Here is a 15,950-nt window from a genome sequence, read left to right on the forward strand (position 1 = left end):
ACCCATTTTCAGGCGGTCAATTACCTAATTTTCAGGGAAAAAGTGCCTAAATTTCCCCCCGATCACTCCCATATCCGGTACTTTTTGATTGACAAAAGGTCTAAAAGTCTTATCCAACAAGGTTTTTAGATTTATTCAGCAAGCCCTACTTAAAACTCAACCCTTTGACCATAACTTAGGAGACTTTGTAGGGTGGCGAGGCGATTTTCCCAGACTTGTATTTGATAAGTAGATAAATCTTTTTGTCTGGACATCACAGATTTAAATTGATAGCTAAATCGCTTTAGAGCATTTTGAGTTAAAGTCAAATTGCGAGGGCTGGGATTAGTAGCTAATTGTTCTAATAAATTAGCCATTTCGTCCACTTCTTGCCCCCAGGTTTTTAAGGTTCCTTCTTCCATTGCCCATAAATTATTAACTATTAAAAAACTCCACTCTTGACGCAGAGAATTAAACCGCACCGCTGCCGTTTTAAAGGGTTGACGGTGAGGTAAAGGTTCAGCTTTTTTGGTAATTATCGATCCCTGAATGCGATTAAGAATTGTTTGCAGGTTGGGATTGAGATTTTCCGTAGCAAAAAGAGCGAATCCCGAAGTGGGAAGATTGCGAATAAATTGTAGTTGATCGATCATGACTTGATCGGGTACTTTTAACAGACGGATACCGGGTATAATCAGAGCATTTCCTGCAATTTGGCGATCAAATAAAGACTGGGTTTTCTCTTCTAAAGTCCCTGTATCGAGAGCATAAGTCATTAAAAAGATCAGGTCTATCCATTGATTTCTTCCCCATTCTTCCCAGTTTTGTTGAATACGATATAATCGTTCTTTTTGTTCTAGGGGAAACACCGCCGCCGACATTTTCAAGTGGGGGCGAATCTGTTTTAAACGAGTAGAAACCTGCGAGACAAAAGTATCAACCTGACGGATTTTAAAGCTAGTCCATTGTTCCCATAAAGCACCCCGGGGATTTAAAGTAATGGGATCAACTCCCGCCATTTGTTTAAATAACCAACGGCTGGATTTACCATAACCATAGGTTTGATTAGAATTTTGATTCTGGAAGGGATAGCGAATATAATCTAACTGCAAGCCATCCACATCGTAATTCTTGACAATCTCCTCGTAAAGAGATAAAAGATAGTTCTGTACGTCGGGATTAGCAGGATCAAAAAAGGCCTTTTTCGTGCCTTGACTGTAATCAAAAGAACCACCACTTTTATTAGTTGCCCCCCAATCGGGATTACGCGATAAAACCGGACCGAGATAATCTAACGGTTGCTCTAATACTTTATTATGAGCTTGATTAGCCGCCGCAAAAACCCACACCCAGGCGTGGATTTCCATATTGCGTTCATGGGCTAATTTAACGGCAACTTTTAGGGGATCCCAACCTCTGGTTAAAGGGTTTTGTTCGGGGGCAACTTGACTGGGATAAATAGTATAACTAGCATTAACTGTCTCGAAAAAGACCACATTAATACCCGCTGCCGCCATGCGATCGAATACTTTAGCTAAATCGTCCTCATTTTTAGCTTCTACGATCGTGCCTCGATCTAACCACATTGCCCGTATTTCTGGCTGGGCAAATTGTCGATTAGTGGGATAATGATCCCAAAGATTTCGCCTCGCTTGTAACCAAAATTCCCGCGCTTGGGTATAGTCCCCCTGAGCGATTAAATTCTGAAAATTATTTAAGGCTCCTTGGGCATTTTCTAGGGCTAAACGGAATCGTCTGGCGGTATCTGTGGTGGGGGAGTTTTTCGCACGATCATGAAATGCTTGTGCTAGGGATTTATCAGTAGTTAAGGTGTTATTATTGCTGGCCTCTAAAGCTAAGAGAGTCGCCCCATAACGCCCGATTAATCCCTGCAATTCCGCCGTCATTTGGCTAATTTGTTGAGGAGTTAGGCTCGCTCTGGGGGGGATTTGTTCGGTATTCGGACTTAATCTCGCCGTTTCACTGGGGGGATTTTCTGAAATCTGGGGTAGAGGGCGACGGGGTGCGGTCGCTAATGGTGTATTGTTAATATTATTAACTATTGTTGAGTTTCCTTGACAATAGGGGGCAATTGTGCTAATAGAAGAACTGCGATTAATGCCGTAGCGTTGCAGGGCGGTTTCTAGCCAAGCGCTATCGAGGGCGAGATTAGCGACGGCATCGCTGCCCCAGCGCCAACCGAGAAAAATCGAGTTATTATTGAGGACAACGGCGGGGGGATTGTTGCGCGCTCCCCAGACGGCAACGGTTTGGCTATTAACTCCCGTGGGGATAACCACACCACCGAGGAGACTGCTGGCTAAAGGTTTTTGGTTTTTCAGTTCACCTAAATTAGTCGGCCGCAGGGTGTAAGCTTGGGAGTGAGGATAAGCCCAGTAAGCCCCAAATAGCGATCGCAATTGATCACGCACCGCAGGTTCCGAAAGATTCCCCGCCGGACCTGTGACAATAATTTTACCACCGCGATTCAGCCAACGACTCAAGACACTAGCTTGTAAACCGGAAATAGTCTCGACGTTGGGGATGATTAGAACCTTAATTTTATTTAAATCCGCGTCGCTTTGCCACTGATTACTCTGAAGAATGCAGTAATTAACCCCGACATTTTGCAAACGATCAGTGATAGCTGTCCATTGATTGGCATTTTCCTGACTTTTTAACACTGCCACTGGTGCCGCTAAAACTGGGATCGGCAGCAAGACACCCACACAGGACAAAAGACAGGCAATTAGGGGCTTGTTAAAAAGATGATCAAGACGGAAGAACGATCCCAGCACGTTTTTTTCTCTTAATTTTTTTGGTTAACTCCTCCTGATTTTAACCAACTTAGCCAAAAAAGAGTATCTTTGGAAACAAAAATTGCGTCTTAGTCGTCGGCAACGCGGGTGTTGGGGTGTTGGGGTTTTAGTTGAAATTCCCCACTTCCCCATTCCCCCACTTCCCTATTCCCCCACTCCCCCATCTCCCTACAACTGTAAGGACAATTGCCGAAAGTGATCGCCGCGATGTTCAAAACTTTGGTATTGGTCAAAACTAGCGCAAGCGGGGGATAATAACACCACTTTAGCCGCTTTTGCTAGTCCTAGTTCAGCCGCACGTTGAACTGCCCTATCCATCGTTTCTACACATTCATAATCTTGATAACCTGCTGACTGTAAACGACGGGCAAAATCGGCGGCAGCGTCACCAATCAGCAGCACAGTGGCGACTTTTGCCTTAATTTCAGCGATCCAAGCCCGATCATCCCCTGTTTTCGCTTCTCCCCCCGCGATTAAAATCGCCGGACTAGGGACGGATTGTAAACCCACTGCGGCGGCATCGTAGTTAGTTGCTTTACTATCATTAATAAAGTCTAGTCCTTTATAGGTACAAATATACTCTAGACGATGGGCAACCCCGGGGAAAGTGGCGATCGCTTCGGTAATGGCTTTTTTCTCGATTCCTGCCAATCTAGCGGCGGCCACAGCCATAAGCAAATTCTGCTGATTGTGACTACCCACCATTTTCAGGAGATTAACCGGGGCAATTAACTCCCCAAAAGCCACGATCCAGTTATCTTGCAGATAAACACCACGACTAGGATCGCCCAAAAGCGCCTCTTTGCCCTGCACAGAAGTCCAATAAGCTTGTTGCCATTGACTAACACCGATTTGACGCAGATAGGGATCATCACCGTTGAGGATTTGGCGATCGCTTCTTTGCAGTAAAGAGGCTTTAATCTGATAATAATTTTCTAGGGTTTGATGACGACTGAGGTGATCGGGGGTAAAAGTTGTCCAGATGCCGATTTTCGGCGATAAATCCCGACTGGACTCGATCTGATAACTACTAATCTCTGCAATAATCCAATCGTATTTATCGGCTTTTAAAGCCAATTCACAGGCAGCATAGCCGATATTACCGCAGGAGGGGGCATTTAACCCCGCTTTTTGAAAAATAGCGGCACAGAGGGCGGTGGTGGTGGTTTTACCGTTAGTTCCCGTAATGCCCAACCAGGGGGAAGATTGCAGATAACGCCAAGCTAATTCTAATTCTCCGATCGTATCGATGCCTTTTTCTCTGGCAGTAATTAAAATTGGGGCATCCCAAGGCACGCCGGGGCTTACCACGATAAGATTAGGCAAGTAATCTGCCTCTAGACTGAGATTTTGACCAAGATTGACAATAATTCCTTCCCTTTCCAGATTGGTTTTGGTTGCTTGTAAACTGGGAGAATCGGAGCGATCGCTTAATGTCACCTGCCAACCATCCCGTTTTAAGCATCTTGCCGCCGCTATTCCCGATCTTCCCAATCCAATAATCGCCGCTTTCGCCATCTTGTTGCCACTCTACTCAAGAGTCAATTTTTAGCAATCTCTATCCTACTGTGGATTAGGTCGAGTAATAACTAGGGTTTGCGGCAAAAAGTTTTTCGGTGGGGGCAGGGTGTGGGGTGTAGGGTGTAGGGTGTAGGGTTTTAGCGATTTTGAGCGGGTCAATTACCTAATTTTCAGGGAAAAAGTCCCGGAATTTTCCACCCGATCACTCCTAGATATGGTACTTTTTGGAAACGAAAAAGTCTAAAAGTTTTACCCAACAAGGTTTTTAGATTTATTGAGCAAACCCTAAATATCTTCCAAGAAAACAAAATTCTCTCGCTTACGTCTAGATCGATAAAATAAATGCAAGTACAATCTCTATAACAACGCTCCCTATTTATGAATCTAAAATCATCCTTAAAAATTACCCTACTGTTTTCACTTCTGGGGGGTTGTCTCCTGACGACACCGAGTCAAGCAACTCTCTTTGAACAAAGAGAAGTTAATCAAGAGGATTTTATCGCTATTGCCCGACCCTACGGTAACGGTAAATACGATTTACTGATTTTGCAACAAATCCAGGGAAAACGCCAATGTTGGGCGGTAAATGGCACAGAACCGACCATTGTTCAGCCTCTGCTCCTCGATTTCGATTTTACCGGCAGTTGTGAACGGGCCACCGACAGTAACGGTTATTCCCTTCGTATTCAGGGCAAAGATTACGGTTTAGAATACCTGCTGCGTATCGTACAACGCAACGGGGAATTAGTCCTCGTAGGAACCCCCCGCAATCCCAGGCAATCAGAGGTAATTATTGGACGGACAAAAGGTTTAGGGAGCGGTTTAATCCAAATTTATCTCATCGATGGCTGGCGCTTTACTAAACGCAGTCTAGCTGGTCAAAATCTCAGTCATATCTATCTAACTGCCGATAGTCCCAGTTTCAATCCTCCCCCGGAATTACTCGCGGGTACCCAATCGTCTATCCCCCCCACACCCCCCCCCAGAGAATCCGTCAAAGCAGAAACACCTGTTAATCCTGCTGCTAATCCCGAAGTGCGAGAATATACCTTTACTGCTGCAGAAACAGCAGTAGAGAGCAATCCTCAGCCAGCGGTCAATAATCCAGCACCAGAACCAAATTTAACGCCACCGTCCCCAGTTACCCCTAATTTACCCCCCCTGACTCCTCCCAATGGTCAGAATAATAATGCAATTGTACCACCACCGCCACCGCGCAACCTAGGCAATCAGAGAAGTTTATCAGACGTGATTACTTTTAATCGACCCGCTGCTAATCCCAGTAGTGGTAATATGAGCAATAGTGGTCGCAAAGGCTTTAAAGTAGTAATTGAAGCTAAAACCGAAAGCGATCGCAGCAAAGTTCGTTCTCTCTATCCCGACGCTTTCCCCACTTCCTACAAAGGTCGTTCTCTCTGGCAAATAGGCGCGTTTAGCAGTCGTGATAAGGCTGAAAACGCTTTACAAAGTCTTGCCCCCCTGCGCGGATCGATCGTACCATTTTAGCTATCAGCCTTTTGAGTGATCAGTGACCGGTGAGGGGTTAGGTGTTAGGGGAAAGGGAGAAAAAAGCTGATAACTGATAACTGATAACTGATAACTGAAAACATGGAAATATCGGAACTAAAAAAAGGTATCGAGATAGTAGGATCGCGCCTGGGTAAAACCCAGGACTATCTTTGACTTACCCACTTTAAGGTCCAAAATTAAAGACTTAGAACAGGTGGCAGCCGTCCCCACTTTTTGGGATAATCCCGATACTGCTCAAAAAACCCTGCAAGAACTAAACGAGTGTAAATCTTCTTTAGAAACCTATCAGGGTTGGTGTGAACAATTAGAAGATACCAAGGCAATTATCGAGTTATTAGAATTAGAATCCGATCGAACTTTACTAGAAGAAGCGACGGACAATTTAACTCATTTACAGCATGACCTCGATCGCTGGGAATTGCAACAGCTTTTAAATGGTCCCTACGACGCAAAAGGAGCGGTTTTAACGATTAATGCGGGGGCCGGGGGAACCGATGCCCAAGATTGGACAGAAATGCTCCTGAGAATGTATTCTCGCTGGGCCGAGAAACAGGGTTATAAAGTCACTTTAGCGGAAATATCAGAAGGAGATGAAGCGGGAATTAAATCGGTGACAATTGAGATTGCCGGAACTTATGCTTACGGTTATCTAAAAGGAGAAAAAGGCACCCATCGGTTAGTCAGAATTTCCCCTTTTAATGCCAATGGTAAACGTCAAACCAGTTTCGCCGGGGTGGAAGTGATGCCAATTTTGGGCGATGATGCGGTGAGGGTAGAAATTCCCGATAAAGATTTAGAAATTACCACCACTAGATCCGGGGGAAAAGGTGGACAAAATGTCAATAAAGTGGAAACTGCCGTGCGTGTAGTTCATCTTCCCACAGGTATCGCTGTGCGTTGTACCCAAGAGCGATCGCAATTACAAAATAAAGAAAAAGCCCTAGCTTTATTAAAAGCGAAATTATTAATTATCGCTCGGGAACAACAGGCTCAAGCGATCGCCGAAATTCGCGGCGATATGGTGGAGGCCGCTTGGGGCAATCAAATCCGTAACTATGTTTTTCATCCCTATCAATTAGTTAAGGATCTCCGCAGTAATGTGGAAACCACCGATGTTACCCGGGTAATGAATGGGGATTTAGATGGCTTTATTGAAGCCTATTTACGTTTGGGGGGTGCAGTTTAAAGAAATGTATCGCCGTTGTCGTCCACAAGTCCCACTCCCGTGTGGACGCGATGATAAAATCTCCTCTTGGAAAAATGTCGATTTGCGTTGAAGCACTTTTTTGCTCGCTGTATAAGGGTTTCGCCGATTTGACATCCCTAAAATGGATTTGCGTTGAAGCACTTTTTAGCATTTCCACTTCGCTCAAGGCTAGTCTAGGCCCAAAAGGGGAGATAACGAGCATAACGAGTTGATTTAGATTCAGATTCGTCAAGTTTAATCAGTCCTGCTTCTTTAGTTGCCCCAATCACTTGAGAAACAGTATTGTTTTTTGATTCATTTAAACAAAAGCGATTTCGTAAGGTTTGGTTAGACATCCGTTGATTATCGACATAGAGGAGACAACAGTGCTGATAACAAGCGCGAATACGGTCAGATTGACTCATTTTGCCAAAATCCTGATGAGCGAATAGGATAGAAGTTGTTCGGATCTCACCTACTCTAAAATCTGGTGCGGGAAGTTGAAATTTCTCGGCAGCGGAAATAACTTTATCAATACCACTGCCCTTTTCTTCACAAATGCCAAAACGACGCATTATGTCAGCTAATTGCTCATTACGGGAGCGATATTCGTCTATAAAGCGTTCTACTTTGATAAAAGGAATACCAGGGTTAGAGATTTCTACTCGATCATCATACATTTCAATCATCACCGAAGCGCCTGTAGCGAGAAAGTCCTGATGAATCAAAGCATTGGCGATCAGTTCTCGCAAAGCTTGTGGAGGAAACATTTTCACTTCTTCCCTAAGAACCTCCTCGATGACGCGATTTTGAGGGGCTAAATCGTGGACAAAATTAACTAAACCATCAAAACCCACAGCATATCCCTTAGTTCCTGTCTGTTCCAGTCGAGTTTTAATTTTACCTGTTCCCTCATAGATAATCACTCGTGGTGCTTTACGCGCTAAGGTAGAGGAAAAGCTCTCAAGTTGTCTGGCCAGAAGGATGGCAGATAAATTAGGAATTGTCCAACCTTTTGATGTTTTGTCAAGGAGTTGATCGCTTTGTAATCTTTCTAAAACAGCATCACGATGGCTAGGATAAGGAAGCTTGAGCAATTCAAAGTAGGTTTGGGTGTCTAATAGGTCAATAACCTCATCTGGACTAGCATGAGAACGAGCAGGTTGACAAAACCAATCTTGTTGATCTTCAGCAAAGATGCGCTTAAGCAGATCAGGTGTCATGGGTACTAAGTCTTCCCCTGCTCGCATTAGATAAGCACCTTCAAAGGCGATAGGTTGTCCTGTGGGACGGGTTGGCACTTCAAAAACCAAGACACGACCATCAGAGTGGGCTAATTCGGTGATTTCCACGCGCAAGCCAAGTTTTTGAACGATTAGCGATTTAATGCTGTTAATTTCTTCGGGTGTAGGAAAGGCTTGTGAACCAACAATTTTACGGGGACGTTTATCGGTAACACCTAAGATAAAATGGCCACCTCCTTCATTAGCAAGGGCGACGCAATATTTTAACAGTTTGATTGTATCAAATTGATTTTTAGCCTGTTTAAATTCTAGTCGCTCATTTTCCACTGGAGCATTTAACCAACCTTCTAGGGTCTCTAGGTTGATCATGCAGTAATCTCCTTCTGGGTGGGAATTTACGTTTGGGGGGGAACAGTGCAGGTTATACTGATTCCTAAGATGAGAGCAGCTCTATTTTCTTACAAATTCTGTTCTTATTGGCTTGTCAAGCTATTTGTCCTCTACTAAGAAGAAAAATCAATGGTTATTATCGAGATTACCAATGTGGAAGAAATATTAAGCGCAAAAATTGGCTCTTTCGCCGCTAAAATCGTCCAAGCTCTAGCAGATGATGAAGGGAAAGTGGAAGAGGTTCTCATCAAAGAATTACAGGCTAATTTTCAGGAAAGGGGGATTAAAGCTAATCTGTTTAGCGTCACTGGGTTAGATATGCTCGGCAATGGCAGGCTAGAAGTTAACGTTAATGTTCGTTCTGCTAATATGATGTCCTAAGAGAAGATAAAATCGCCAATGGTTGGGTTTAACTATGTTTAACCCAACCTTATTTTGGTAGTTACCATCAAAAGCAATGGCACCGAAGCTCGGGTTTATAATAAACCAACAAAATGTAATGGTCCTTGACCGGTAATTAATTCGATAATAATTGCCAGAAAACCGATCATCGCTAATCGACCATTCCACACCTCGGCTGCCGTTGTCATCCCCCATTCCCAACGCTCCTGGGGATACATTTTCATATTCGCTTTCGGATGGGTAATTTGCTCGAAAGTGGTGGGTTTCTCGTCTAGGGATTTTACCACTAACTGGGAGAGAGATTCGATAAACATCGGGTGAGTGTTAAGAGCCGGTACTCGCTGAAAATGTTCAATTCCCGCTTCTTCCGCCACTTCTCGGTACTCTATATCGATTTCTTGCAGGGTTTCGATGTGTTCCGAGACAAAGCTAATCGGCACGACCAGTAAATGCTTAATTCCCTGCTCTCCCAACTCTTTTAAAGCATCTTCAGTATAGGGTTTTAGCCATTCCACCGGACCGACGCGACTTTGATAGGCTAAAGTGTACTGATTGGGTCGGTTGAGCGTACGCATGATCGCCCTAGTGCATTCTTCAATTTCCCTTTGATAGGGATCTCCCGCTTCCTCCACATAACTTTGGGGGACACCATGGGCGCTAAAAAAGATATGTACTTGGTCAGGATTAGGACACTGCTCTAATTCTCGTGCGATCAGATCGGCCATAGCACTCAGATAAGTGGGATGATCGTACCAAGAAGGGATGAGAGTATATTCCGTTAAACGTAGATAGGGATCCTGCTGCCACATTTCCTCCAGCACACGAAAACTGGAACCACTGGTGCTGATGGAAAATTGGGGATAAAGGGGCAGAATAACTAATTTTTTGATATGATCCCGTTTAATCCGCTCGATCGCTTCTTCGGTGAAGGGATTCCAGTAACGCATCCCAATATAAACGCTCACCTCGCGGCCCATTTCTGCGAGACGTTGTTGCAGTGCCGTGGCCTGTGCTTCCGTAATCTTGAGTAAAGGGGAGCCACCACCAATCTGACGGTAATTTTCTTGGGATTTACTCGCTCTTAGCGTCGATATTAACCAAGCTAACGGTTTTTGTAATCCTTTGATCGGTAAACGGATGATCTCTGGGTCAGAAAAAAGGTTAAATAGAAAAGGACGCACATCCTCTAACCGCTCCGGCCCACCCAAATTTAATAATAAAACGCCAACGCGACCCATAGTGTTAACAGATAATTTTTAAATTTTCAGATTCTTTACCAAGTTTAACAATATATCGGTGGAACCGTTAAAACAAATTACAGGCTACAGAGAACTTAATCAAATCTTGGAGGTTGATCTTGGCTACAATTTTACGTCCCCTCAGTTATCAATATCAATGGCTTTACGATGGTATCTCCCGTCTGGCTGCCCTAGCAGTGGGTGGCGAGTCCCGTTTTCGGCAATTGGCCCTAGAAGGCTTAAAAATCGCTAAAAATGACCCTATCCTCGATCTCTGTTGTGGTGCGGGTCAAACTACCCGTTATTTAGTCCCCCTATCCGATCACTGTACCGGTTTAGATGTCTCTCCCCGGGCCCTGGAGCGAGCTAGTTTAGCGGTGCCGCAAGCGCATTATGTGGAGGGATTAGCCGAAAAAATGCCCTTTAATGCTGGAGAATTTGCCCTTGTGCATACTAGCGCCGCTCTCCACGAAATGGAACCAGAGCAGTTACAGGAAATCCTTAAAGAAGTGTATCGAGTTCTCAGACCGGGGGGAATTTTTGCCCTCGTGGATTTTCATCGACCCACTAACCCGCTTTTTTGGCCTTCTTTGGCCCTATTTTTGCAATTATTTGAAACCGATACCGCTTGGCAATTTATCGATACGGATCTGATCCAATCTTTACAGGCACTCGGTTTTCGTGATTGTCAACAAAAATTATACGCTGGTGGCAGTTTACAGGTGATTCAAGCGGCCAAGTGAAGGGATCGGCCAAGCAAGATTTTCAGAGGCAGTCGGTCATTTATACTAAGTAGGGAAGCTGAGTTCGATCGACTCGGTGCCAGTTATTTTTGAGAAGTAATGACTAGAGCAAAAATTCTACAACCCGATTTAATTTTAGGGGATACGATTCTCGGTCTCAGTCTGGAGATTTTGAGTCAGCGTCAGATTAAGGGATTGATTCTCGATGTGGACGATACCCTTGTTCCCCTCCAGGAAACGACGGTTTCTGAGGATTTACAGCGTTGGGTCGATTCCTTGCGTCTTTATCTACCGATTTGGTTGGTAAGCAATAATCTCAGTGAAAATCGCATCGGTGCGATCGCTGATAATTTACAACTTCCCTACCTCCTCGGTGCGGTGAAACCCTCTCGACGCAAACTCCGGCAAGCGATGGCAGCCATGAGTCTCCCCCCCCAACAAATTGCTATGGTTGGCGATCGCTTGTTTACCGATGTTTTAGCGGGAAATCGTCTGGGAATGTTTACCATTCTGGTGAAACCAATGGTAAATCCCTTGACGGGGGGGCAAGCTTATCCAATCCACGATTTTGAGGTGTGGATATCACAAATTCTCGGCGTTTCCCTGCATCCGCAGCATTACTTAAGAAAACCTGACCAATCCTCACAAAAGTAAATATTAAAAAATACTTAAGTATAGAGGGAAATGGCGAAAAGTAGAAAATACTATAGATGATTTGAAATGAGGTCAGCCGAGATAAAGACCTTAACGAAAATATGGCACGGGAATTCCCCACTCTCAGCCTAGCGCAGTGGGGATGCCCCGATAGCCTCCTGTCTGCTTTTCAAAAAACATATACGCTGATCAAAATACGGAGGAAATGATCTGTGTCTTCCGGATCAAAGGCAGTGGTCATGATTTTAGTTTATTTAAAAAAAGTCGAGTTCTTTTTCATCTTTTAACTACCAGCATAGAAGACAGTAGTTACCAGGGAATATCTCAATATCATAGTAATATTTATACACCGAAAAATAGAAAATTCACAGGCTTAGAAAAGTAGTATAACAAGGCTTTAGCCCAAAAAAATAATTATCATTGAACCTATAAACAGTAAACTCAAAATCTTGAAAATCTTATCCTGTAAATATCGGAATAGTCGTCGAAGATATGGTTTAATAGTTAACTTGTTAGCGGCTATTTATAGTGATGAGTTAGGGATAGGTACAGCGGCTTCTTAAAAGTTGCCAAACATTAATCAAGTCAAGGGTAATTTATTCTCAATTTTTATAATTGAGATGGTTTGTGCTGCTTAAATAAAGAGGTTTTGATAACCAAATTAAAGCATCTCTAAAGAGTTTTGAGTGAAAAGTTAAACTTCAAGTTTTTATTCAGAACCAATGTACTGATTGGCTATTTTTTTGGGGAAAATTAGTTAGCCGATAATTATAACATATAATTAATTTGCAAGAGTTCTAGTAAGCTGTACTGAATTTAAACTGCGTATTGAAAATTTTAGTACAAATGCTCAAACTGCTTCTCCCTGCTCCCTGCTCCCCTGCAATCTTAACGAGTAATTTAGATATAGCAGTTTTCATCAGAATGAGGCATGGGCAAGGGGCTTAAACCCTTTGTTGGCGAAACTTGTCGATACCTCAGTAACGTGAAAAGCGCTATAGTCAACAGCTTAATCAGTGAACTGATAACTCGCATCTGATAACTGATAACTGATAACTGAGAACTAATTCAAGGCTGACAGCTAAAATAACCGATCATCGAACTAGCTGAAGCATTGATCCCCGTGGTGTGGTACTGTCAATTCAGTGTATTTATCTGCACTGGCTTAAGATTTGTCGCTATTGCCCTCCCCTTCTCCTGTCGCTCTTTTTGAGGCTTTCTATGACCGACATTCCTTTCACCCTAGACCAACTGAGAATTCTCAAAGCGATCGCTGCCGAAGGAAGCTTTAAACGGGCGGCAGATACCCTGTATGTATCCCAACCGGCGGTCAGTCTTCAGGTACAAAACCTCGAAAAACAGCTAAATGTGCCTTTATTTGACCGAGGCGGTCGGAAAGCTCAATTAACAGAAGCGGGACACCTACTCTTAAGCTACGGCGAAAAAATTATCACGCTCTGTCAAGAAACCTGTCGGGCGATCGAAGATCTACAAAATCTGCAAGGGGGAACCCTAATCGTCGGCGCTTCCCAAACCACGGGAACCTATCTTCTTCCGCGCATGATCGGTCTGTTTCGGCAAAAATACCCAGAAGTATCCGTACAGCTACAAGTTCATTCCACCCGTCGCACCTCTTGGAGCGTTGCTAACGGTCAAGTGGATTTAGCCATTATCGGGGGGGAAGTTCCCGCCGAATTACAAGAAACCCTGCGGATTATCCCCTACGCAGAAGATGAACTGGCTTTAGTCCTGCCGATTTTTCATCCTCTGTCTAAGGTAGAAATGATTCAAAAAGAGGATTTATATCGACTAAAATTTATCACCCTCGATTCCCAATCGACGATTCGCAAAGTTATCGACAAGGTTTTAACTCGTTGCGAGATCGATAGCAAGCGCTTAAAAGTGGAGATGGAACTTAACTCGATCGAGGCGATTAAAAATGCCGTACAATCCGGTTTAGGGGCGGCTTTTGTCTCGGTGACAGCGATCGAAAAAGAACTACAAATGGGAGTTATCCACGCGACCAGAATTAAAGATGTGGAAGTACGACGCACTTTGTCGGTAATTATTAACCCGAATCGCTATCGATCAAAAGCCGCCGAAGCTTTTACCCTAGAAATACTACCCCAATTCTCCACCTATCCCGAATATCTGGCTGACGACCACAACTTTGAACCGATTCCTAACTCGCAAACCGCCGAAATTATTAGTAAATAAGTCGCTCGATACGGGCAAAATCTCCCTCGGAACATTTAAGCTATCTCTTAGGAAAATTACTGCCCCGATAAATTACTTTTTTATCGACTTTAATCCAATGGAGACTTTCTAAACGACTTCTAAGATTAGTAATAGTTACTCCCAACTCGTCGGCGATCGCATACAGATGTCCCCATTTAGTCAAGTCACGTCCCTTGATGGCTTTCTCTAACTCACTCATCGGCATTAGTAAACAACTGGCAAAATATTGGGCTTGCCATTCAATTCTTTGGCTAGAATCAACTGTCCGACACAGAAAAGGTTGAATTGTCTCTAGGGAATCTCCCTGATGGATTCGATCCAAAAAGTTAGAGACAGCCGTTTGATTAATATGAAGGACAAAATGACCAATTTCATGAGCTAAACTCGAATTTTTAAAACCTTCTTTTGCCAGGGATGAATTTTGAGAATCTCTTAAGAATTTTACATCTTCATTAAGAATAATTTTCTTTTCTGTGGGAATAATCATCGCGGCGATTTCTCCCTCTTGATCTGGCTTTATATCCGTCCATTCAATAGCTAAATCAAAATAATCAGCCGCTGCTTCCGCAATATCGCAATTTTTTAAGGGACGACGACGATGAGCTTTTACTTTCTTAAGAATATTGTCTGCCTGAGCTTCAATCACTGTTTTGGGAATAAAACTATAGGGTTTAATAATATCCAAGATATTTACTCCTCTGGTTCTAATTTTGTCGCCTCAGAAATAATTTTTTTGGCAAAATTGGGATTGTCTTTCATGCGACGCAATAAAATCGGCATCTGTTGGTATTTTTGAACTAATTCTTTGAAGACTTTTTGATCATCTGAACTCAGTCGTCCTGCCAATTCTCCTAATTTTTGAGCATTTAATTTTAAATGAGTCGCTAAGGACTCAATAACTTGCTGACTAGGAGGATAACCGGCATGATCATTTTCCAGCTTCGATAGATAGGTATAGTCCACCCCGATCAACTTAGCTAGTTCTCTCTGACTATATTCCTCCTCTCGACGAGCTTTGCGGATAACCTGTCCAAATGTTTCTGACACTGCTTTTCTCTCAATCGCTCAAAAAAATTATATCAAGGGTTGACTATTTAAGTCAACATAGGCTAAAGTTAGTTCATCGGCATTAATTATTTTAGTCAACACAAAAGTAAACACTAGGGAAAAAATCGTGTCCTCCCAGTTTCCCCAAAAGCGTTGGTATCCTCCGATGAGCTATAGTCTTTGGCGATCGCTTAAACCGGCGATTGGCTATGAGAATCGCCATTGTCAGACAAAACGGGGGTTTGAAAAAGCGCGAAACAAAGAACCAGAAGTTAAAAGGTTGCTATCACAAGATAATCAACCGCAAAAAATTGGTAAGTTGGCACAAAGAGGAATTTTTGAGTTTCATCAAGAGCCGGCGAGATTATCTGGTCCCCATGGGGTGGAACAAGTCGCAGAAATCCTGCAATTAAAGCAAGAATCGCCAGAAATTCAAGCTAGGGGTTTAGTAATTTTAAACAATTACTATCAACAACCAATTTTATTGAATAAAGAGATTATTAATTTATCTAGAGGCGATGAAGGTTATCCAGAACCTATTGTTATCGAGCAAGGTAACTATCAGTTTAATTTGTATGCCGCCTTTGATTGTATTTTCAGAGAAGCTGATGACACTATACATATTTTAGATTTGAAAACCGGTCAATCTAATTTTGATCGCCGTCAGGCTCATGTTTATTTACTGGCGGCTAGTTACCTTTATCCTCGAGAAAAAATTGTCGCTTCTTTTTACAATTTAGAAACCCAAACAAGCTCAGAAAAAATATCCCTGTCTTCCGAGGCAATAGAAGCAGTTAAAATCGAACTAGCTTCCCTGTCCAGAAAACATCAGCAACAACTACAAAAATATAAAGATTACCCCGAAGATTTTTATCATATTTTTACGCACCAAAGTGGCTATGCCTGTCGTCATTGTCCTTTTACATCGATTTGTGATTATGCAAATAAGGAGGTTTAGA

13 protein-coding genes and 1 pseudogene are annotated in these 15,950 nt (G+C 43.2%); 8 read left to right on the plus strand and 6 right to left on the minus strand.

What is annotated here, in order from left to right; genetic code table 11:
- Positions 1–149: 149 nt before the first annotated feature.
- Together IM473_RS21645 and murD are read right to left on the minus strand one after the other, a co-directional pair.
- Positions 150–2,777: a glycoside hydrolase family 10-like protein gene (locus IM473_RS21645; protein ID WP_287659651.1), complete on the minus strand. Its 2,628-nt coding sequence runs from the start codon at positions 2,775–2,777 to the stop codon at positions 150–152.
- 189 nt (positions 2,778–2,966) lie between these two features.
- On the minus strand, positions 2,967–4,316 hold the full coding sequence (gene murD / locus IM473_RS21650) for a UDP-N-acetylmuramoyl-L-alanine--D-glutamate ligase (RefSeq protein WP_287659652.1): 1,350 nt from the start codon (positions 4,314–4,316) through the stop codon (positions 2,967–2,969).
- A 381-nt stretch (positions 4,317–4,697) separates the two neighbouring features.
- Between murD and IM473_RS21655 the strand changes: the two genes are divergently transcribed.
- Together IM473_RS21655 and prfB are read left to right on the plus strand one after the other, a co-directional pair.
- On the plus strand, positions 4,698–5,825 hold the full coding sequence (locus IM473_RS21655; RefSeq protein ID WP_287659653.1) for a DUF3747 domain-containing protein: 1,128 nt from the start codon (positions 4,698–4,700) through the stop codon (positions 5,823–5,825).
- 102 nt (positions 5,826–5,927) lie between these two features.
- Positions 5,928–7,035, plus strand: a protein-coding gene (prfB, locus tag IM473_RS21660; RefSeq protein ID WP_287659654.1) for a peptide chain release factor 2 whose coding sequence is annotated in 2 segments (ribosomal slippage) — positions 5,928–5,999 and positions 6,001–7,035 — 1,107 coding nt in all. Because the reading frame shifts where the segments join, the coding sequence is not laid out codon by codon here.
- Between the two features lie 194 nt (positions 7,036–7,229).
- On the opposite strand, the gene IM473_RS21665 is transcribed toward prfB, so the two are convergent.
- Entirely contained in the window at positions 7,230–8,648 is a 1,419-nt protein-coding gene (locus IM473_RS21665; RefSeq protein WP_287659655.1) for an ATP-binding protein, read from the minus strand.
- 150 nt (positions 8,649–8,798) lie between these two features.
- Here IM473_RS21665 and IM473_RS21670 point away from each other — a divergent pair, with 150 nt between their 5' ends.
- The gene (locus IM473_RS21670; protein WP_002739055.1) at positions 8,799–9,050 is read left to right on the plus strand and encodes a DUF8653 family protein; all 252 of its coding nucleotides are present in this window, start codon (positions 8,799–8,801) and stop codon (positions 9,048–9,050) included.
- A gap of 95 nt (positions 9,051–9,145) precedes the next feature.
- On the opposite strand, the gene hemH is transcribed toward IM473_RS21670, so the two are convergent.
- On the minus strand, positions 9,146–10,309 hold the full coding sequence (hemH, locus tag IM473_RS21675; RefSeq protein WP_287659656.1) for a ferrochelatase: 1,164 nt from the start codon (positions 10,307–10,309) through the stop codon (positions 9,146–9,148).
- 119 nt (positions 10,310–10,428) lie between these two features.
- Between hemH and IM473_RS21680 the strand changes: the two genes are divergently transcribed.
- The 4 genes and pseudogenes from IM473_RS21680 to IM473_RS21695 all read left to right on the plus strand — a co-directional run bounded on the left by IM473_RS21680 (position 10,429) and on the right by IM473_RS21695 (position 13,923).
- Positions 10,429–11,052 carry a class I SAM-dependent methyltransferase gene (locus IM473_RS21680; RefSeq protein ID WP_287659657.1) on the plus strand — a complete coding sequence of 208 codons (624 nt, stop codon included), beginning with the start codon at positions 10,429–10,431 and terminating at the stop codon, positions 11,050–11,052.
- A gap of 99 nt (positions 11,053–11,151) precedes the next feature.
- Positions 11,152–11,706 (plus strand): YqeG family HAD IIIA-type phosphatase, encoded by a 555-nt coding sequence (locus IM473_RS21685; protein ID WP_287659658.1) that lies wholly within the window; start codon positions 11,152–11,154, stop codon positions 11,704–11,706.
- A gap of 178 nt (positions 11,707–11,884) precedes the next feature.
- A pseudogene (locus IM473_RS21690) lies at positions 11,885–12,269 on the plus strand (transposase family protein); the annotation flags it as partial.
- 658 nt (positions 12,270–12,927) lie between these two features.
- Positions 12,928–13,923 (plus strand): LysR family transcriptional regulator, encoded by a 996-nt coding sequence (locus IM473_RS21695; RefSeq protein WP_287659659.1) that lies wholly within the window; start codon positions 12,928–12,930, stop codon positions 13,921–13,923.
- Between the two features lie 40 nt (positions 13,924–13,963).
- Here the strand turns inward: IM473_RS21695 and IM473_RS21700 are convergent, their stop codons facing one another.
- Complete coding sequence (locus IM473_RS21700) at positions 13,964–14,629, minus strand: ImmA/IrrE family metallo-endopeptidase (protein WP_287659660.1); 666 nt, start codon at positions 14,627–14,629, stop codon at positions 13,964–13,966.
- A gap of 5 nt (positions 14,630–14,634) precedes the next feature.
- Positions 14,635–14,991: a helix-turn-helix domain-containing protein gene (locus tag IM473_RS21705; protein ID WP_287659661.1), complete on the minus strand. Its 357-nt coding sequence runs from the start codon at positions 14,989–14,991 to the stop codon at positions 14,635–14,637.
- Between the two features lie 166 nt (positions 14,992–15,157).
- Here IM473_RS21705 and IM473_RS21710 point away from each other — a divergent pair, with 166 nt between their 5' ends.
- Positions 15,158–15,949 (plus strand): PD-(D/E)XK nuclease family protein, encoded by a 792-nt coding sequence (locus IM473_RS21710; protein WP_353738163.1) that lies wholly within the window; start codon positions 15,158–15,160, stop codon positions 15,947–15,949.
- The last annotated feature ends 1 nt before the right edge of the window (position 15,950 follow it).

The organism is Microcystis sp. M015S2 (assembly GCF_020245945.1).
Taxonomy (GTDB): domain Bacteria; phylum Cyanobacteriota; class Cyanobacteriia; order Cyanobacteriales; family Microcystaceae; genus Microcystis.

Bases quoted from the DNA above. Each gene is read 5' to 3' on its own strand.
- murD (WP_287659652.1), bottom strand. From the start codon at position 4,316: ATGGCGAAAGCGGCGATTATTGGATTGGGAAGATCGGGAATAGCGGCG.
- IM473_RS21655 (WP_287659653.1), top strand. From the start codon at position 4,698: ATGAATCTAAAATCATCCTTAAAAATTACCCTACTGTTTTCACTTCTG.
- IM473_RS21665 (WP_287659655.1), bottom strand. From the start codon at position 8,648: ATGATCAACCTAGAGACCCTAGAAGGTTGGTTAAATGCTCCAGTGGAA.
- IM473_RS21670 (WP_002739055.1), top strand. From the start codon at position 8,799: ATGGTTATTATCGAGATTACCAATGTGGAAGAAATATTAAGCGCAAAA.
- hemH (WP_287659656.1), bottom strand. From the start codon at position 10,309: ATGGGTCGCGTTGGCGTTTTATTATTAAATTTGGGTGGGCCGGAGCGG.
- IM473_RS21685 (WP_287659658.1), top strand. From the start codon at position 11,152: ATGACTAGAGCAAAAATTCTACAACCCGATTTAATTTTAGGGGATACG.
- IM473_RS21695 (WP_287659659.1), top strand. From the start codon at position 12,928: ATGACCGACATTCCTTTCACCCTAGACCAACTGAGAATTCTCAAAGCG.
- IM473_RS21710 (WP_353738163.1), top strand. From the start codon at position 15,158: ATGAGCTATAGTCTTTGGCGATCGCTTAAACCGGCGATTGGCTATGAG.